The sequence below is a fragment of the Streptomyces sp. NPDC054872 genome, assembly GCF_053610705.1.
Genome location: NZ_JBSGYY010000028.1, coordinates 12071 through 32159, shown reverse-complemented (window position 1 = coordinate 32159; position 20089 = coordinate 12071). Strand labels below are relative to the sequence as shown.

Below are 20089 nucleotides of genomic sequence, written 5' to 3'. Positions count from 1 at the left end.
GGACCGCAGGGAGCGAGAGGTGAGGATCGAGCACGTTACTTGTAAGTAGTAGAGCCGCGAAGGGTTTTGCCCATACTGGTTGGTCGGTCTAGTCGGTCGGTCTGTTCACGGGGCTTTCGCGCGGGGCAAGTTCGGCATCTTTTCCGCTCTCCGAGGCGCTGACCTCCCCGTTCTCCGGGGTGTCCGCCCCGATTACCGGAAACCGCCGAGGCGCGAGGAACACCAGTACGAGGAGTGCGACAACCGCCGCGCACCCCGCCCCCACGTACACGGTGTCGACCGCCGAGTCGACGGCGCGCCGCAGCCGTTCGGGGTCGGCGACCGAGGCCGGGTCCTCCAGCGCGTGGGCCACCGAGTCCAGGGACCCCGCGCCGCCGAGCCGCGAGGTGAGGACCCCGTTGGCGACGGCGCCGAAGAGCGCGGCACCCAGGGTCTGGCCTATCTGGCGGCAGAAGAGGATGGACGCGGTGGCCGTGCCGCGTTCGGACCAGCCCACGGTGGACTGCACCCCGACGATCAGCGGCAGTTGGAAGAGGCCGAGCGCCGCGCCGAGCAGCAGCATGATCAGTGCCGGCTGCCAGGCCTGCCCCGGATAGGGCAGGAAGGGGAACGCGAAGAGGAACAGCGCGGCCCCGCCGATGCCGATGAGCGCCGTGTCGCGGAAGCCGAGCCTGCGGTAGACGTGCTGGCTCAGGGCGGCGGAGACCGGCCAGCTCAGCGTCATCACGGAGAGCACGAACCCGGCGGCGATCGGCGCCAGGCCGAGCACGGACTGGGCGTACGTCGGAAGGAAGACCGTCGGCGCGACCATCAGGAGGCCGAGCGCGCCCAGGGCGAGGTTGACCGCGGCGATGGTGCGCCGGCGCCAGACCCAGCCGGGGATGATCGGCTCCGCCGCGCGCCGCTCGACGACCACGACGGCCGCCGCGAGGAGCAGCCCGCCCGCGAACAGCGCGAGCGACGGCGCGGAGAGCCAGCCCCAGGCGACACCGCCCTGCACGAGCGCGGTGAGCAGGACGCCGCCACAGGCGAAGACGGCGAGGGCGCCCGCCCAGTCGGTGCGCCCCCGGGTGGCCTCCTCGCGCTGCGGCTCGTGGAGGTGGCGCACGATCAGCCAGAGGGCCACCGCCCCGATCGGCAGGTTGATCAGGAAGATCCAGCGCCAGTCGGCGTACGCGGCGATGAGCCCGCCGAGCGCGGGCCCCGCGATCGACGAAGCGGCCCACACGGTGGACAACTTCGCCTGGATCTTGGGGCGTTCCTTGAGGGGGTAGAGGTCGGCGGCGAGTGTCTGCACCGTCCCCTGGAGCGCGCCGCCGCCCAGGCCCTGGACGACGCGGAAGGCGATCAGCGCCCCCATGTTCCAGGCCACGGCGCACAGGGCCGAGCCGATGAGGAAGAGGATGCTGCCCGCGATGAGGACGGGCTTGCGGCCGAAGGTGTCGGAGAGCTTGCCGTAGATGGGCAGGGTGACGGTGACGGCGAGCAGATAGCCGGAGAAGAGCCAGGAGAAGACGGAGAAGCCGCCGAGGTCGCCGACGATCTGGGGGATGGCAGTCGAGACGATCGTGGAGTCGAGGGCGGCGAGCGCCATGGCGAGCATGAGGGCGGCCACGACGGGGCCGCGCCGCCGGGTGTCCTGCGTGCCCGAGGATATGCCGCTCACCGAGATTCCTTCCCCCTGCATCTAATTGCTTCCGGTCACCTTCTCACCCGGGTGGGCCGCGGGGCAGGGGTGGAGAACATCCCGGCAGGTGGGCCGGTGTCCGCTCCGCAGGAGGGCGGAGCAACCCCGAGAGCCGCTCCACCGGGAGGTGGAGATCCCCTAGGGGAACCTCCGTACTACGGACCGGGGAGCGTTCGTACTGCCGGAGGACGAGAAGGCCCCGGCCGCTTCTTAGATTGGCTTTATGCCGACGGGGCGGGCCGGGAAGTCTCCGGGCCGCACCGGGGAAAGGCGCAGGGACCGACCAGCCACACCTTCGGGGGTGGGGTTTTCCCCAGCAGAAGACTGCGCTGGGCACCAGCGCGCCTGAGCCGTCGGACGACCAGACTCTTTATGCGTGGCGAACACGCCTGAGTACATCTGATCTACCACGTAACCGACTTAGGAGACTTACCGTGACAACGGCTGTAACCATTCCCAGGCACGGGGGCACTGGAGGGCGTACGGCCGTGGCGGCACGGGCGCGCCAGGTCGTGAAGGCGTACGGATCGGGGGAGACCCGGGTCGTCGCGCTCGACGAGATCGACGTGGACATCGCCCGCGGGCAGTTCACCGCGATCATGGGTCCCTCAGGCTCGGGCAAGTCGACCCTGATGCACTGCCTCGCGGGCCTCGACACCGTGTCCTCCGGGCAGATCTACCTCGATGAGACCGAGATCACCGGCCTGAAGGACAAGAAGCTCACCCAGCTCCGCAGGGACCGGATCGGCTTCATCTTCCAGGCGTTCAACCTGCTCCCGACCCTGAACGCCATCGAGAACATCACGCTCCCGATGGACATCGCGGGCCGCAAACCCGACCGCGGCTGGCTCGACCAGGTCGTGGAGACCGTCGGTCTCGCGGGCCGCCTCAAGCACCGCCCGACCGAGCTCTCCGGCGGCCAGCAGCAGCGCGTCGCCGTGGCCCGCGCCCTCGCCGCGCGCCCCGAGATCATCTTCGGTGACGAGCCGACCGGAAACCTCGACTCCCGTGCGGGAGCGGAGGTGTTGGGCTTCCTGCGCAAGTCGGTGACCGAGCTGGGCCAGACCATCGTGATGGTCACGCACGACCCGGTGGCGGCCTCGTACGCGGACCGGGTGCTGTATCTCGCGGACGGCCGGATCGTCGACGAGATGTACTCGCCGACCGCCGAGAGCGTCCTGGACCGCATGAAGGACTTCGACGCCCGGGGGCGCACGTCATGACCGTCCTCAAGACCTCGATGCGCAACTTCTTCGCGCACAAGGGCCGTATGGCGCTCTCCGCCGTGGCCGTGGTCCTGTCGGTGGCGTTCGTCTGCGGCACGCTCGTCTTCTCCGACACGATGAACACGACGTTCGACAAGCTCTTCGCCGCGACGTCCGCCGACGTCACCGTCACCGACAAGAACGCCGAGGACTCGGGCGAGACGCCCGACAGCGGCAGGCCCGAGTCGCTCCCCGCCTCGGTCGTCGAGCAGGCGAAGAAGGCGGAGGGCGCGAAGTCCGCGGAGGGCGCGGTCAGCAGCACCGCCGTCACCGTCGTCAACTCCGAGAAGAAGAACGTGGGTCCGACCGGCGGCGGCCCCACCATCGCGGGCAACTGGACGCACAACGACCTGCGGTCGATGGACATCACCTCCGGGCACGCCCCGCGCGGACCCACCGACGTGATGGTCGACGCCGACACCGCCGACAAGCACCACCTCAAGATCGGTGACGAGCTGCGCACCATCGCCGTCTCCGGCGACCACACCGCCAAGATCTCCGGCATCACCACCTTCAAGGTGACCAACCCCGGCGCCGCGATCGTCTACTTCGACACCGCGACCGCGCAGCGCGAACTCCTCGGCGGCACAGGGCGGTTCACGCACGTCAACGTGAGCGCCGAGCAGGGCGTCAGCGACGCGGTGCTCAAGCGCAACGTCGCCGAGACCATGGGGGCCGACGCCTCCGCGTACAAGGTCAAGACGCAGCAGGAGACGTCGGACGACGGCCGCGAGAGCGTCAGCGGTTTCCTCGACGTGATGAAGTACGCGATGCTCGGCTTCGCCGGAATCGCCTTCCTCGTCGGCATCTTCCTCATCATCAACACCTTCTCGATGCTGGTCGCCCAGCGCACCCGCGAGATCGGCCTGATGCGCGCCATCGGATCGAGCCGCAAGCAGGTCAACCGCTCCGTCCTCGTCGAGGCACTGCTTCTCGGCGTCATCGGTTCGGTCCTCGGAGTCGGCGCCGGCGTCGGGCTCGCCGTCGGCCTGATGCAGCTGATGTCCGGCATGGGCATGGAACTGTCCACCCAGGACCTCACCGTCAAGTGGACGACGCCCGTGGTCGGCATGGTCCTCGGCGTCGTCGTCACCGTCCTCGCCGCCTACCTCCCCGCCAGGCGCGCCGCCAAGGTCTCCCCGATGGCGGCCCTGCGCGACGCCGGGACACCGGCCGACGGCAGGGCGAGCGTCCTGCGCGCGATCATCGGCCTGGTCCTCACCGGCGCCGGCGCCTTCGGCCTCTACACCGCCTCGCAGGCCGACAAGGCGAGCGAGGGCTCGCTCTTCCTCGGCGGCGGCGTGGTCCTCACCCTCATCGGCTTCGTCGTCATCGGCCCGGTCCTCGCGAACGGCGTGGTCCGCGTCATCAGCGCCGTACTCCTTCGGTGGTTCGGCCCCGTCGGGCGGATGGCCGAGCGCAACGCCCTGCGCAACCCGCGCCGCACCGGCGCCACCGGCGCGGCCCTGATGATCGGCCTCGCCCTGGTCGCCTGCCTCTCGGTGGTCGGCTCCTCGATGGTCGCCTCCGCCACGGACGAGCTCGACAAGTCGGTCGGCGCGGACTTCATCATCCAGTCCGACAACGGCCAGGCCATCACCCCCAAGGCCGCGAAGTCCCTGGAGAAGGCCGACCACATCGCCCACATCACCCAGTACAAGGACATCAAGGCGGACCTGACCGCCCCGAACGGCAAGACCGCCGAGAAGGTCGGCCTGAGCGCCGCCGACGCCACGTACGCCGAGGACCTGCGCAGCGAGACCGTCGCCGGCAAGCTGGCGGACGCCTACAAGCCGGACTCCATGTCGGTCGGCGAGGACTTCGCCAAGGACCACGGCATCGGCCTCGGTGACAAGGTGAAGCTCGCCTTCGACCACGGCAAGACCGGCGAGATGACGGTACGGGCCATCACGTCGAGCGAGACGTCGATCGACTCGGGCGCGATGTACGTGAACATCGAGACCGCCGCGAAGTACGTGCCCGCCGACCGGATGCCGCCGAACGAGATCATGTTCGCCAAGGCGGAGAAGGGCCAGCAGGACGCGGCGTACACGTCGCTGAAGGCCGCCATGTCCGACTATCCGCAGTACAAGGTCATGGACCAGACCGACTTCAAGCAGACGCTGAAGGACCAGGTCGGCCAGATGCTGAACATGGTCTACGGCCTGCTCGGCCTCGCGATCATCGTCGCGATCCTGGGCGTGGTGAACACCCTCGCCCTCTCGGTGGTCGAGCGGACCCGTGAGATCGGCCTGATGCGGGCGATCGGCCTCTCGCGCCGCCAGCTGCGCCGCATGATCCGCCTGGAGTCGGTGGTCATCGCCCTCTTCGGCGCACTGCTCGGCCTCGGCCTCGGCATGGGCTGGGGGGCGACCGCCCAGAAGCTGCTCGCCCTGGAGGGTCTGAAGGTCCTGGAGATCCCCTGGCCGACGATCATCACCGTCTTCATCGGCTCGGCCTTCGTGGGCCTGTTCGCGGCCCTGGTCCCCGCTTTCCGGGCGGGCCGGATGAACGTCCTGAACGCCATCGCCACGGAATAGCTTCCGCCACGGGGGTGCGGGGGAATCGGCCCCCGGCAGGCGATGCCTGCCGGGGGCCGCATCGTGTGTACTGGTCCGGCCTCGTCCGGCCTCCTCCGGCCGCCGCGCCGTTCCTGGGGCTCCGCCCCGGCCCCGGTCCTCAAACGCCGGACGGGCTGGATAAACGCTCTCCGTACAGCGGCTGTCGGTCCGTGGTCGTACGCTGGAGATCCCCGGCCCGTACGACGTGCCGGGCGGTTCGCGTTGCCCCGCGCGCCCTGGAACCTGGACGGAAAGCGAAAGCCCACATGAGCCTGCACGGTCTGCTCGATGCTGTCGTCAAGGACTCCGCACTCGCCGAAGCGGTCAAGGCCGCCGCCGACGGCAACCGCGCCCACGTGGACCTGGTCGGCCCGCCCGCCGCGCGCCCCTTCGCCATCGCGGCCCTCGCCCGCGAGACCGGGCGCACCGTGCTCGCCGTGACGGCGACCGGGCGCGAGGCCGAGGATCTGGCGGCAGCCCTGCGCACGATCATCCCGCCGGACGGCGTCGTCGAGTACCCCTCCTGGGAGACGCTTCCGCACGAGCGCCTCTCGCCCCGCTCCGACACCGTCGGCCGCCGCCTCGCCGTCCTGCGCCGCCTCGCGCACCCGCGGCCCGACGACCCCGAGACGGGCCCCGTCTCCGTCATCGTCGCCCCCGTGCGTTCGGTCCTCCAGCCGCAGGTCAAGGGCCTGGGCGACCTGGAGCCCGTGGCCCTGCGCTCGGGCGAGAGCACGGACCTGAACGAGACCGTGGAGGCCCTCGCGGCAGCCGCGTACTCCCGGGTGGAGCTGGTCGAGAAGCGCGGCGAGTTCGCCGTGCGCGGCGGCATCCTCGATGTCTTCCCGCCGACCGAGGAGCACCCGCTCCGCGTCGAGTTCTGGGGCGACGACGTCGAGGAGATCCGCTACTTCAAGGTCGCCGACCAGCGCTCCCTGGAAGTCGCCGAACACGGCCTGTGGGCGCCGCCCTGCCGCGAGCTGCTCCTCACCGACCAGGTGCGGGAGAGAGCCGCGGCCCTCGCCGAGGCCCACCCCGAGCTGGGCGAACTCCTCGGCAAGATCGCCGAGGGCATCGCCGTCGAGGGCATGGAGTCCCTCGCGCCGGTCCTGGTCGACGACATGGAGCTGCTGCTCGACGTCATGCCGCGGGACTCCATGGCCGTGGTCTGCGATCCCGAGCGGGTACGGACCCGGGCCGCCGACCTGGTGTCCACCAGCCAGGAGTTCCTGCAGGCCAGCTGGGCCGCGACCGCCGGGGGCGGAGAAGCCCCCATCGACGTCGGCGCCGCGTCCCTGTGGGGCATCGCCGACGTCCGTGACCACGCGAGCGACCTCGGGATGATGTGGTGGTCGGTCTCGCCGTTCGCCGCCGACGAGACGCTGACATATGGCGCTGACGCGCCGGGCGACGATGACACCCTCAAGCTCGGCATGCACGCCACCGAGACCTACCGCGGCGACACCGCGAAGGCCCTCGCCGACACCAAGGGCTGGCTCGCCGACGGCTGGCGCACCGTCTACGTGACCGAGGGCCACGGCCCCGCCGCCCGCACCGTCGAGGTCCTGGGCGGCGAGGGCATCGCGGCCCGCCTGGACGGGGAGCTGGGCGAGCTCACGCCCTCGCTGGTGCACGTCTCCTGCGGCTCCATCGACTACGGCTTCATCGACCCCGCGCTCAAGCTCGCCGTCCTCACCGAGACCGACCTCTCCGGCCAGAAGGCGGCCGGCAAGGACGGCCAGCGGATGCCCGCGCGCCGCAGGAAGACGATCGACCCGCTGACCCTGGAGGTCGGCGACTACATCGTCCACGAGGGGCACGGCGTCGGCCGCTACATCGAGATGGTGCAGCGCACCGTCCAGGGCGCAACGCGCGAGTACCTGGTCGTGGAGTACGCCCCCGCCAAGCGCGGCCAGCCCGGCGACCGGCTCTACATCCCCACCGACCAGCTGGAGCAGATCACCAAGTACGTCGGCGGCGAGGCCCCCACACTGCACCGCCTGGGCGGCGCCGACTGGACGAAGACGAAGGCGCGCGCGAAGAAGGCGGTCAAGGAGATCGCCGCCGACCTCATCAAGCTCTACAGCGCCCGCATGGCGGCCCCCGGCCACTCCTTCGCCCCCGACACCCCCTGGCAGCGCGAGCTGGAGGACGCCTTCCCGTACGTGGAGACGCCCGACCAGCTCACCACCATCGCCGAGGTCAAGGAGGACATGGAGAAGACGGTCCCGATGGACCGCCTGATCTGCGGCGACGTCGGCTACGGCAAGACGGAGATCGCGGTCCGCGCCGCCTTCAAGGCGGTGCAGGACGGCAAGCAGGTCGCGGTCCTCGTCCCGACGACCCTGCTCGTCCAGCAGCACTTCGGCACGTTCAGCGAGCGCTACTCCCAGTTCCCGGTGAAGGTGCGGGCGTTGAGCCGCTTCCAGACGGAGACCGAGTCCAAGGCCACCCTGGAGGGTCTGCGCGACGGCTCCGTCGACATCGTCATCGGCACGCACCGCCTCTTCTCCTCGGAGACGAAGTTCAAGGACCTCGGCCTGGTCATCGTCGACGAGGAGCAGCGCTTCGGTGTCGAGCACAAGGAGCAGCTGAAGAAGCTGCGCGCCAACGTCGACGTCCTGACCATGTCGGCCACCCCCATTCCCCGTACGCTCGAAATGGCCGTGACCGGCATCCGCGAGATGTCGACGATCACCACGCCGCCCGAGGAGCGCCACCCGGTCCTGACGTTCGTCGGGCCCTACGAGGAGAAGCAGATCGGCGCCGCCGTCCGCCGCGAGCTCCTTCGCGAGGGGCAGGTCTTCTACATCCACAACCGCGTGGAGTCCATCGACCGCGCGGCGGCCCGCCTGCGGGACATCGTCCCCGAGGCCCGCATCGCCACCGCCCACGGCCAGATGTCCGAACAGGCCCTGGAACAAGTGGTGGTGGACTTCTGGGAGAAGAAGTTCGACGTGCTCGTCTCCACGACGATCGTCGAGTCGGGCATCGACATCTCGAACGCCAACACCCTGATCGTCGAACGCGGCGACAACTTCGGCCTCTCCCAGCTCCACCAGCTGCGCGGACGCGTGGGCCGTGGCCGCGAGCGCGGTTACGCCTACTTCCTCTACCCGCCGGAGAAGCCCCTCACGGAGACCGCCCACGAGCGCCTCGCCACGATCGCCCAGCACACCGAGATGGGCGCGGGCATGTACGTGGCGATGAAGGACCTGGAGATCCGCGGCGCGGGCAACCTCCTGGGCGGCGAGCAGTCGGGTCACATCGCGGGCGTCGGCTTCGACCTCTACGTACGCATGGTGGGCGAGGCGGTGGCCGACTACCGCGCGTCCCTGGAGGGCGGCGTGGAGGAGGAGCCGCCGCTCGAGGTCAAGGTCGAGCTGCCGGTCGACGCGCACGTCCCGCACGACTACGCCCCCGGCGAGCGGCTGCGCCTGGCGGCCTACCGCTCGATCGCCTCCGCGAGCAGCGAAGAGGACGTCAAGGCCGTACGGGAGGAACTCACCGACCGCTACGGCAAGTTGCCGGAGCCCGTGGAGAACCTCCTCCTGGTGGCGGGCCTGCGCATGCTGGCGCGTGCGTGCGGGGTCGGCGAGATCGTGCTGCAGGGCAACAACATTCGGTTCGCCCCGGTGGAACTGCGGGAGTCGCAGGAACTGAGGCTCAAGCGCCTCTACCCCGGCACGGTCATCAAGGCGAACGTGCATCAGCTGCTCGTCCCTCGCCCGAAAACGGCGAAGGTGGGTGGCAAGCCATTGGTCGGGCGTGAACTGCTGGGCTGGGTGGGGGAGTTCCTGACGACGATCGTGGGGTCGTAGGAGGCGGAGCCCCGCGCCCCGTCAGGGGCGCGGGGCTGTTACACGTGCGGCTCCGCCGCGTGGGCGCGACCAGCCACAACCGACCCGCAGACGAGAACCGGCCGCTCCAACCTCACCCCAGCCGCTGGAACACCAACACAACGTTGTGCCCGCCGAAGGCGAAAGAGTTCGACAGCACAGTGTCGATCTCCGCCTCCCGGCCCCCCGCTCCCACCACGTCAAGGCCGAGCGCCGCGTCAGGCGCGTCGAGGTTGGCGGTCGGCGGAACCACCCGGTGGACGATGCTCTGGATCGCGGACACCGCCTCGATGGCACCGGACGCTCCCAACGTGTGCCCGGTGAGCGACTTCGTGGCGGTCACCGGGATACGCCCCGCCGCCTCGCCCAACGCCAAGTGCAGGGCCGCCGCCTCCCCCGCGTCGTTGAACGACGTGGCCGTCCCATGGGCGTTGACGAGGTCGACGTCGTCCGGGGTGAGCCCGCTGAAGCGCAGAGCGGCGCTCACCGCCTTGGCGGCGCCCGAGCCGTCGGGTCGCGGGGCGGTGATGTGATACGCGTCCGAAGAGCGTCCGTAGCCGCTGAACTCGGCGAGCGGCGCGGCGCCGCGAGCCGCCGCGTGACCGGCCTCCTCCAGGACGAGCACGGCGGCGCCCTCGCCGAGGACGAAGCCGTCCCGGTCGGCGCTGAACGGGCGGCTGGCCCGCTCCGGCTCGTCGTTGCGCGTCGACAGCGCCCGCATCTTGGCGAAGCCGCCGAGCACCGACTCGATCACCGGGGCGTCGGTGCCCCCGGCGATGACGACGTCGGCCTCACCGCTGGTGATCATCTGGTGGGCGGCGACGAGCGAGTCGGCCGCGGAGGCGCAGGCGGTGACCGATGCGCTGCTGGGTCCCGTCAGGCCGTACTTGATGCCGATCCAGGCGGCCGAGCTGTTCACCATGGTCGCCGGGATGAACCGCGCGGACAGGCCGCGGTAGCCGCCCTTCTCGTAGGCGGCGCGCAGGTTCTCCTCCGTGCTTCCGCCGCCGCCCACGCCGGAGCCGATGACCACGCCGATCCGGTCGGGGTCCTCGGCGGACAGGTCGAGCGCGCTGTCGCGCAGGGCCAGTTCGGCCGCGGCGGACGCGAGGTGGGTCGCCCGGTCGGTGATCCTCTCGGTGCGCCGGTCCGGGGCGAGATCCTCGGGCAGGTCCACCTCGCCGGCGATCCGGACGGGCATGGGTGTGGCGTCGAAGCGGGTTATGGGCCGTATCGCGCTGCGGCCCTCCATCTGGGCCACCTGGAAGTGCTTGGCGCCGATGGCCAGCGGCGTGACCGGGCCGATGCCGGTGACGACGACGCGGCGGGCGGCGGCGCCGGTGCCCTGGCGGGCGCTCACGCGGCGGCCTCGGACGTGGTGGTGGTGCCGTGCTCCTCCAGGTACGTGACGACGTCCTGCAGGGTGGTGAGGTGCTCAAGGGCGGTGTCGGCGACCGCGGCGCCCAGGTGGGACTCCAGGAGGGAGACGAGCTCGACCATGTCGAGGGAGTCGAGGCCCATGTCCTCCTTGAACCGGGCCTTCGGGCCGATCTCCTCGGGGAGCAGGCCGAGCCGGTCGACGAGGTAGTCCGTCATCTGCTGCTGAAGGGTGTTGCTCATGGTGGCTGTTCCTTTCACAGGTCCAAGAAGGTGTGTACCGAGCGGGGTTCAGGAAGCGGGGTTCAGGAAGCGGGCGACACGGCGGGCTGCCGGTAGGCGCCCAGGTCGGCGTGGAGCGCGAGGCCCTGGCACACCTCGGCGAACGCGTCGACGAAGCGGTCGGCCTGTGCCGTGTCCAGGACGAGCGGCGGCTGGATACGCATGACGCCGGTGCGGTTGGCGGTGACGAAGGTCAGCATCTTGTGGTCGCGGGCCAGGGTGCCGACGAACCGCAGGCACATCAGGTCGCCGAGCGTCGACTCCACGGCACGGCCCACGCCCGACAGGGCGCTGCGCAGCTCGTCGGGCAGCCAGTCCACCAGGGTGTGCAGGTCGCCGGGGAAGCGGGTGAGCGCCTCGTCGGCGAGCGCCCGCACGGCGCCGGAGAAGTCACCGTCGAACTCGATGGCGGTCATCATGCCGACGCCGCGCACGTCCTTGACGAAGCCGTACGGGGCGGTCACCTCGCGCAGCCTGCCGCGCAGGTGCTCGCCGACCTTGCGGGCATGGGCGGGCAGGTCGTCGCCGGTCAGGACGTCGAGGGTGGCGAGCCCGGCCGCCGCCGCGAAGTTGCCGCCGCCGAACGTCGAGGAGTGCAGCATGGAGCGGTTGGTGGTGCCGTACGCGGCGTCCCACAGGTCGGCGGCGCACAGTGTCGCGCCGATCGGGACGAGGCCGCCGGAGAGCGACTTGGCCAGGCACAGGATGTCCGGCTGGAGGTCGTCGTGGTCGGCGGCGAACAGCGCCCCGGTGCGTCCGAGGCCCGTCTGGATCTCGTCGAGGATGAACGCGGCCCCGGCCTTGCGGCACAACTCCCGTGCGGCGCGCAGGTAACCGGGCGGCGGCAGCACGACACCGCCCTCGCCCTGCACCGGCTCGACGATGAATCCCGCCGCGCCCTCGATGGCCCGCTCCAGGGCTTCGAGATCCCCGTAGGGCACCTCGGCGGTCTCGGGGAGCAGCGGGCCGAAGGGGGCGCGGTGGCCCGCTCGGCCGGTGACGGAGAGCGCGCCGAGCGTCTTGCCGTGGTAGCTGTTCTCCGTGTAGACGAGGCGGCTGCGGCCGGTGCCGGCCCGCGCCAGTTTGAGCGCCGCCTCGACGGCCTCCGTGCCGGAGTTGCTGAAGAAGACCCGCTCCAGGCGGCCGGGGGAGACGGCGCTGAGCCGCTCGGCGAGCTCGGCGGAGTGCGTGGGCATGGACACGTACTGCACGAAGGTCGGCGCGGACGCGTCGAGGAACTGCCGCAGCCTGCCGGTGACTTCGGGGTGGTTGTGGCCGAGGTTGAGGCAGCCGTACCCGGCGATGAAGTCGAGGTAGTCGGTGCCGTCGGCGGTCGTCAGGGTGGCGCCGTTGCCGCCGGTGAAGACCCGGTCGAGTCCGTGGGCGGCGAAGAGGCGCGCCATGGGCGGGTTGACGTGCTGCTCGAAGCGGCGCGGCGTCTCGGCGGTCGTGTCGGGCGTGGGTGCCGGGGACGCCGAACGGGCGGGGCGGTGGTGCCGGGCCAGGCGTTCCACGTCGTCGTCGTGGACGGTGCGCCCGAAGGAGGCGAGCGGGACCGGGCTGAAGCCGTGCCGGGCGGCGAGGGCGCCGATGGTGCGCACCCGCTCCAGGTTCAGCTCGCGGCCGAGGGAGAAGGACTCGGCGCGGCCTTCGAGGGCGAGCACGATGGTCTCCGCGAGGCAGCCGTTGAGCTGCTGCGCGGGTGCGGGCAGTGCACCGTCGCCGACCTGGACCTCGTCCGACGCGCTGACCAGGCCGCCGTCGATGACCAGGACGTCGCTGTCCGGCGCGGGCGGCTCGGCCACGTCGCGGGGCAGCGCCACGTCGACCACGATCGAACCGGGTCGCAGCGCGGCGGGGTCGACCAGGCCGCCGACCGAGGAAGCGGTGACGTAGAGGAGGGTGTCGGCGGTGCACCGTGCGACGTCCCCGACGATCCGCACCCGGTCGTGGTGGACCGGGTCCAGGTGGCGCAGGAGACGCTCGGGCGACTGGGTGCCGATGCGGGCCACCAGGTCGAGCGGGTGGCCGTCGCCGAGCAGCAGCTTCGCGATGGCCAGTCCGATGGAACCGGGGTAGCCGACGACGGCGATCCGGGTGCTCTCCGGGCTGAGCCCCAACAGCCGTACGACGTGCACGATTTCGGCGTGGGCGGCGTACACGGTCAGGGAGTTGCCGCTGGTGACGGGGACGCCGACCTGTTCGGCGGTCCACAGGCCGCGGTCGCCGACGATGGAGGTGGCGCCGCCGAGGCCGACGAGCTGCGCGCCCGCCTCCTCGCGCAACGCGCTGACCTCGGCGACGACGAGGTCCCGTGCGGTGGTCGGGCGGGCCAACAACTGCTGTGCGGTGTAGGGGAGATGGCGGACCTCGCCGGTCGCGGTGGCGCCGGTGGCGGAGGTCACGGAGGTGAGGAGCGGCACGGGCACGTGGTGGCGGCGGGTGCCGGGCGGCTCGGGTGTGCCGCGGTGGTCGTCGAAGAGGCGGCCGAGCAGGTCGAGGGCGCGGACCTGGTTGCGGTGGCCGGAACTGATGGGGTGCGCGAGGAAGCCGAAGGTGGCCGGCATGGGGAGATGACTCCGATTCGTGAGTGTCAGGAGACGTCTGAGGAGCTGAGGAGCTGAGGAGCTGCGGGCCAGCAGACCTGCGGTCGTGACCTGCCCTCAGCGGGCCGCTCGTGCCATGGCGAAGGTCAGCTCGGGCAGCTCGTCGCGCTGCCAGCCGAGCGAGGAGAGCAGGCTCAGGCCGTCGCCCTCGTTGTTGTGGGAGAGCAGGACCGAGGCGAAGGTGATGGCGGCGCGCTGCTGGAGCAGGCCGCGCAGATCGGTCCGGGCCGCGTCGGTGATGTGCCGGTGCCGGACGGTGAGGTCGCCGTAGCGGCGGGTCCACTCCGGCTCGAGGAGGGAGAGCACCTGGGTCTGGCGGCTGGCCTCGGCGCCGGTGCGGCCCTCGTGGTAGGTGCGGATGACGGAGTGGCCGCCGTCGACGAGACGGAAGACGGTGACGTTCTGCCGCAACGGCCGTCCGTAGAGCGCGGATTGCTGCACGAGCGTCGGTGTGATGTCCGGTACGAGGGATGCGGCGCCGTCACCGATGAACGCGAGGACGTTGTCGTCGCGGGTCAGGGCGACGGTGGGCACGGCCTGCAGCGCGTCGCCCATCAGCGCCCTGCCGTACCAGCCGGAGAAGCCGGGCCCGGTGCGCGGCAGGTTGCGGACGGCGGAGATGCCGCCGCGCCCCACGTCGAAGACGCCCGTGTAGGTGTAGCCGTGCCGGGTGATCAGTTCTTCCAGCACGGTGCGAAGGTGCTGGAAGAAGTAGTTGGCGCTCATCGGGAGCACGGGAAGCCCGTGGATCACGTCGGAGGCGCTGTCGCGGGTGCGTGCGATGGCCTCCTTGCGTACGTCGAGGACGCCCGGCGTGACGTCGAGTCCCTCGCGTACGGCCTTGAGGAAGGCGCGTGCGTCGGCGTGCACGGGGTGGTCGGCGTACGGCGCGAGGTGGGCCTTCTCGTCGCTGACCTGGACGATGCGCAGCTGGCGGCCGAGCGTGCGGGGCGAGAAGGGCGTGGCGGCCTCGCCCAGGCGGCTCTTGAGGAAGAACAGGGCCTGTTCGCCGCGTGGGCGCAGCCTGCCGTCCTCGTGCAGATAGGCGTGGACGCGTGAGGAGAAGGCGTACAGGCCGAGGGTGCCCAGATACTCCTCGACCACGGACCCGTCGCGGTGGCGGCCCACGCTGCCGGGCCGGGTGAGGGAGTCGGCGAGGCCGACGCCCGCCCGCGACGCGATGTCGTGGACCAGCCAGGACTCCTCCGCGTCCAGCGATCCGCACTGCCAAAGAAGCCTGCTGGGCTCGGAGTTGACGATGCGGAGCACCGGTTCGAGGTCGCTCTCCTGGACCTGGAGGGCGGCGGTCACGGGCGGCTCGACGGCTTCTGGCCGGTTCAGTTCGGCGGCGGTGCCCGTCGCGTCGAGCACGGCGGGCGTGGCGAGCAGGAAGACCGGGCCGCGGTGCGCGTGGTAGGCGGCGTACGCCTCGGCGAGGTCGTCCGCGATGCGTTCCGGGTCGTCGAGATAGACGTACGGGATGCCCTTGGCGGCCAGCACCGCACGGGAGTCCTCGGCCGCGTGCACCGTCCCCTGGAAGGGGAACCACGCGTCGGGCGGGGTGTCGGCGCAGATGACGAAGCCCCGGGCGCGGGCGTCGCGCAGATTGGCCAGGGTGCCGCGGAACTCGTCGACCATGCCGCTGGTCACGACGATGACGAACGGCGCCCGGTCCAGCTGCCAGCGCGCCAACGCCCCGCTGGCCAGGCTGTGTTCGCTCGGTCCGCGAAGGACCGGGTTGCCGGTGGCGCCGGCCAGACGGTCCAGGTCGGAGATGGTGCCGGAGACCACGGAGCCCGTGTAGTAGTGCAGGCCCCAGGGCCCGTCGCCCTCGGCGCGGGGCTGCCGGCCGAGGAAGTCGTGCAGTGCGGCGGCGAGAGCGGAGGGGCCCTTCTTGGTGGCCGCGCGCAGGGCGGAACCGGTGTGCCGCAGCTGCACGTGGTCGGTGAACGCGCAGATGACGTCGGCCGCGAGGACCCAGGCGTCGGCGGGCAGCGCGCGCAGTACATAGGGCCGGGCGACCTGGGCGGCGGCGAGGCTCTCGGGCGACGCGCCGGTCCCGTAGACGTAGGTGCTGTGCGCGGAGAGCGTGGCGCGCAGCGGCTCGGGCAGTGCGTCGGCCAGTTCCCCGAGGGCCTCGGGGAGCGAGTGGTCGAAGGGATCGGCGCTCAGACCCGCCCCGTCGGCGTCGATCAGGACCAGCGAGAGCGCGGCCCCGAGGGGCGATTCCCGGACAGCGCGGGCGGCGCCCGCAGTGCTGTCCGCGGTGACGATCCGTATGTCGAGACCGGGTACGGCACGGTCAAGGAAACGTCGGGATCTGGCCAGGGTCGCACGGTATACCGAGGTGCTTATGGAGGGGTCGACGGACTCTTCCATAAGGTCGTGCAAGCCGGTGGAGATCCGCTCGTGGAAGTCCGCTCTTTTACTGATGGAGAGGACGAAAAAGCGGTTGCTTAATTGGTCTGGCGATTCTGTTGATGAGCTCGATGACACCTTTGCTGCTCCCATGCGGGTAAACGGAAAAGGGCATCGCAAAGGCCTTCGGTCGCACTCGCGAAGACCTCGTGCGAGGGTATCGTGAAGAAGGCGTGCAGCCTGGGATCAAGGCATCGCAAACTAGGCCAAGCACCTGCTTGACCTGCACTTATGCAGACACCCTGAGGGAATTGGAGAAGTCGCTGCCCGACGTGGTCGGTCGTTGGCCTACGACTCGTCGATGAAATGACACATGTGGGGCCCCCGTTGTCGAACGTGGCCGGGCGTCGTTGCCCGGCTTTCTGGTTCAAGTGTCATCATTCAGGAGCGAACTTGTTCGGGTCAAGCAGATCAATGGACGCGTCGCGTGATGCGGGTCACGTAATACCCGTAGGTGTCGGGAAGTTGAAATCTGTTCGGTGTCCGGTAACCCGGAATTGATGTCTTCGCTTGCTTCGGCGCCGGTCCAATTGATTTTATTGGGTCATGCAGAATTTAACGAGATCGAAGAAGCGGGACGGGAATATCCTGGTGCTCGGCGGTTACGGTGCCGTGGGCCGCGTCACCGCACTCGACCTGGCGGGGCGGCTGCCGGGCCGGGTGATCGTCGCCGGTCGTGACCGGGCCCGCGCCGTCGAACTCGCCGCCGGCAGCGGCGGCACCCTGCTCCCCGCGCGCGTCGACCTCGCCGACCCGGCCTCACTGGAACAGGCGCTGGAGGGGGTCTCCCTCGTGGTGCTCTCCGTGGAGCCCCGCACCCCGGCCGCGCACCCCGCGCGGATTCTCTTCGAGCGGGGGATCGGTCTGGTCGACGTCACCGCGACGCATTCGCTGATCACCGAGGTCGAGCGGCACGACGCGCTCGCCCGCGGGCACGACGCGACCGCCGTGCTCAGCGTGGGAGTCGCCCCCGGCCTGACCAATCTGCTGGCCCGCCGGGCGGCCGAGGCCATCGGCGGTGCGGAGCGCCTCGACATCTCCGTCGTACTCGGGGCGGGCGAGGCCCACGGCAAGGACGCGGTGCGCTGGACCGTCGCCCAGCTCATGGACGGGAGTCCGGACGGGGCGCGTCCGCTGCGCGTCGCGACCTGGCCGCCGGGCCGGGAGCGCGCCCACCATCCGTTCCCCTTCTCCGACCAGCACACCCTGCGCCGCACCCTCGGCGTCCCGCACGTCACCACCCGGCTCGGCCTCGACTCCGGCGCGCTCACCGCCCTGCTGTTCGGGCTGCGCCGGGCGGGCGTCTTCCGTGCCGCGCGCCGGGCCCGGCTCGACGGGCTGCTCACCGCCTCGCTGACCCGGATCCATCTGGGCGGCGACCGGTTCGCGGTGCGGGTCGACGCGCACCGGGGCGGGCGCCGGGCGACGCGGGCCCTGACCGCCGCGTCGCAGTCCCGCTTCACCGGGCTCACCGCCGCGGAGGTCGCGGCGCGGGTGTACGCGGGTGAAGTGCCCACCGGCGTCCAGCACATCGAGGAGGCGGCGGGCCTCGCGGGGGTGCCCGAGGCACTGGCCGCGCACGGCCTCACGGCTTGGGCCGGCGACGCGGGCGCGTAGCCGGCCCAAGCCCGACCGGTTCCGGGGCGACGGGGGATGGGAGTTGCCCGGAACCGGACGCGGTGGGTGGGGACGGGTCACTTGCCGGCCCCACGCCGATCTGCGGGAGAGCGGTCGGTGCCGCCCGCGTGGCTGTCCACCAGGTCGCTGTCGCCGGCTTCCCCGGCGGCCGCGGTGTCCTGCTTCGCCCCGGCCTGCGCGTCGCCCGCCAGCTGCGCGGAGAGCCGCTCGCCCTCCATGTCCACGTGCGGCACGGTCCGCTCCAGGAAGCGCGGGAACCACCAGGCGGCCTTCCCCAGCAGGATCATGACGGCGGGCACCAGCGTCATCCGCACCACGAAGGCGTCGATGAACACGCCGACGGCGAGCGCGAATCCGATCGGCTGCACGATCGGGTCGTGGCCGATGACGAACCCGGCGAAGACCGAGATCATGATCAGCGCGGCGGCCACCACGACCCGCGAGCCGTCCCGGAACCCGGCGATCACCGCGTCCTTCGGGGCGGCCCCGCGCGAACTCTCCTCCTTCATGCGGGACACGAGGAACAGCTCGTAGTCCATGGCAAGACCGAAGAGCACCCCGATCAGCAGGATCGGCAGGAAGCTCACCACCGGCCCGACCTTCGGCACGGCGATGAAGTCCGAGAGCCAGCCCCACTGGTAGACCGCCACCACCGCACCGGCGGACCCCGCGATGCTCAGCAGGAAGCCGACGACGGCCTTGAGCGGGACAAGCAGTGAGCGGAACGCCAGCGCGAGCAGGATGAGCGAGATACCGACGATCACCGCGAGGAACGGCGGCAGGGCATCGCTCAGCTTCTTCGACACGTCGATGTTGGCCGCGGTGGTACCGGTGACCGTGAGCTTCATCCCGGCGTCCGCCGCCGCGCGCTCACCCTCGTCCCTGATGTCCGCGACCAGATCCTCGGTGGCCCGCGCATCAGGGCCGCCCTTGGGGATCACGGGGATCGCGGCGAGCTGACCGGTCTTGTCGACGGAGGGCGGCAGCGGTGTGGCGACCCCCGGCAACTGGCCGAGCTTCTGGGCGAGTTGCTTGACCCCGCCCTCGGAGAGAGGGGTGCTTCCCTCGGCTTCCGCGACCGCGATGAGCGGCCCGTTGAAGCCCTGCCCGAACCCCTCGCTGACCAGGTCGTACGCCTGGCGTGCCGAGGTGCTCCCGGGGTACGAGCCGTTGCCGGGGAGCCCGAGGCGCAGGTCCTTCGCGGGGATGGCCACCGCGCCGATGCCGACCAGGCAGGCGATGAGCACGAGGACGGGCCGGCGCGCGACGCCGCGCACCCAGCGCTCGCCCGCCGAGGGCGTACCGCTGCCCGGCTTCGTCTCGCTCTTCCTCCTGCCCCCGCCGAGCCCCGGCAGGCGCAGCCGGTCGACCGAGCGGCCCGCGTACCCGAAGAGGGCGGGCAGCAGCGTGACGGCGACGAGCATGGCGATGATCACGGCCCCGGCCGCCGACAGGCCCATCACGGTCAGGAACGGCACCCCGGCCACCGCGAGCCCGGCGAGCGCCACCACCACGGTCGCCCCGGCGAAGACCACGGCGCTGCCCGCCGTGCCGCCCGCCCGGGACGCCGCCTCCCGGGGCTCCATTCCCTCGGCGAGGTTCTGCCGGTGACGGGAGACGATGAACAGCGCGTAGTCGATGCCGACCGCCATGCCGATCATCAGGGCGAGGACCGGCGCGGTGGAGATGATGTCGTACGAGCCGGTCAGCGCGAGCAGACCCGCCATCCCGAGGCCCACGCCGATCAGGGCGCTGAGCAGCGGAAGACCGGCGGCGAGCATCGAGCCGAAGGTGATGAGCAGGACGAGCACCGCGACGCCGACGCCGATGGCCTCGCCGCCCTCCACGGTCACCGTCGGCGTGTAGGCGTCGCCCCCGAACTCGACCTGGACACCGGCCTTCTCGGCGTTCTCGGTGGCCTCGCGCACCGCGTCGCGCGGTCCGTCGCCGAGGTCGTGCAGCCGGGTGTCGAACACCACCTGCGTGAGGGCGATCCGCCCGTCCTTCGACACCGCCTGCGCGGAGAACGGCTCGATGACCTGGGCGACGCCGTCCGCCTTGCCGATGGCCGCCGCCGCGGCCGAGACCGCCTGGCGCCGCTCGGGCGTGGTGAGCGACTCGCCGTCGGGGGCGGCGAAGACGACCTGCGCCGAGGCGTTGGCGTACTCGGGAAGGCGGTCCGAGATGCGGTCGATGGTGGTCTGCGCCTCGGTGCCGGGGACCTTGAACTCGTCGGTGGTCTTGCCGGAGAACGCCGCCGCGAGTCCGCCGACCGCCAGCAGCAGCACGAGCCAGACGGCCACCACGGCATGTCGGCGCCGATAGCAGAGCCCGGCCAGTCGGTAGAGGAGCAGGGCCATGGGAGGTGCCTCCATCGCGGGGTGCGTACGTGGCGCGGGGCCGGGAGAACAGCCCC

At 71.1% G+C, this 20089-nt stretch carries 10 protein-coding genes; 4 read left to right on the top strand and 6 right to left on the bottom strand.

Annotated features, from left to right (window positions below):
• Positions 1 to 88 precede the first annotated feature (88 nt).
• Positions 89 to 1687 carry an MFS transporter gene (locus ACWGIH_RS29125; RefSeq protein ID WP_453447690.1) on the bottom strand — a complete coding sequence of 533 codons (1599 nt, stop codon included), beginning with the start codon at positions 1685 to 1687 and terminating at the stop codon, positions 89 to 91.
• A gap of 434 nt (positions 1688 to 2121) precedes the next feature.
• On the opposite strand from ACWGIH_RS29125, the gene ACWGIH_RS29120 reads away from it, so the two are divergent.
• The 3 genes from ACWGIH_RS29120 to mfd all read left to right on the top strand — a co-directional run bounded on the left by ACWGIH_RS29120 (position 2122) and on the right by mfd (position 9334).
• Entirely contained in the window at positions 2122 to 2910 is a 789-nt protein-coding gene (locus ACWGIH_RS29120; RefSeq protein WP_453447688.1) for an ABC transporter ATP-binding protein, read from the top strand.
• Positions 2907 to 5492, top strand: a complete 2586-nt coding sequence (locus ACWGIH_RS29115; RefSeq protein WP_453447686.1) for an ABC transporter permease — start codon at positions 2907 to 2909, stop codon at positions 5490 to 5492. Before ACWGIH_RS29120 ends, ACWGIH_RS29115 begins: the two co-directional genes overlap by 4 nt.
• 287 nt (positions 5493 to 5779) lie before the next feature.
• The gene (gene mfd / locus ACWGIH_RS29110; RefSeq protein ID WP_453447685.1) at positions 5780 to 9334 is read left to right on the top strand and encodes a transcription-repair coupling factor; all 3555 of its coding nucleotides are present in this window, start codon (positions 5780 to 5782) and stop codon (positions 9332 to 9334) included.
• Positions 9335 to 9446: 112 nt separating this feature from the next.
• Here the strand turns inward: mfd and ACWGIH_RS29105 are convergent, their stop codons facing one another.
• From ACWGIH_RS29105 to ACWGIH_RS29090, 4 genes are all read right to left on the bottom strand, one after another.
• Positions 9447 to 10712: a beta-ketoacyl-[acyl-carrier-protein] synthase family protein gene (locus ACWGIH_RS29105; RefSeq protein ID WP_453447683.1), complete on the bottom strand. Its 1266-nt coding sequence runs from the start codon at positions 10710 to 10712 to the stop codon at positions 9447 to 9449.
• Positions 10709 to 10972: an acyl carrier protein gene (locus ACWGIH_RS29100; RefSeq protein ID WP_453447682.1), complete on the bottom strand. Its 264-nt coding sequence runs from the start codon at positions 10970 to 10972 to the stop codon at positions 10709 to 10711. The genes ACWGIH_RS29105 and ACWGIH_RS29100 overlap by 4 nt, the downstream gene beginning before the upstream one ends.
• 62 nt (positions 10973 to 11034) lie before the next feature.
• Positions 11035 to 13578, bottom strand: a complete 2544-nt coding sequence (locus ACWGIH_RS29095) for an aminotransferase class III-fold pyridoxal phosphate-dependent enzyme (protein WP_453447680.1) — start codon at positions 13576 to 13578, stop codon at positions 11035 to 11037.
• A gap of 96 nt (positions 13579 to 13674) precedes the next feature.
• A complete protein-coding gene (locus ACWGIH_RS29090; protein WP_453447679.1) occupies positions 13675 to 15996 on the bottom strand; it encodes a hypothetical protein in 2322 nt (773 codons plus the stop codon).
• 585 nt (positions 15997 to 16581) lie between these two features.
• Here ACWGIH_RS29090 and ACWGIH_RS29085 point away from each other — a divergent pair.
• Positions 16582 to 17652, top strand: a complete 1071-nt coding sequence (locus ACWGIH_RS29085) for a saccharopine dehydrogenase family protein (protein WP_453447677.1) — start codon at positions 16582 to 16584, stop codon at positions 17650 to 17652.
• A 77-nt stretch (positions 17653 to 17729) separates the two neighbouring features.
• Here the strand turns inward: ACWGIH_RS29085 and ACWGIH_RS29080 are convergent, their stop codons facing one another.
• Positions 17730 to 20048, bottom strand: coding sequence for an MMPL family transporter (locus ACWGIH_RS29080; RefSeq protein WP_453447675.1), 2319 nt, complete (start codon positions 20046 to 20048; stop codon positions 17730 to 17732).
• Positions 20049 to 20089 lie beyond the last annotated feature (41 nt).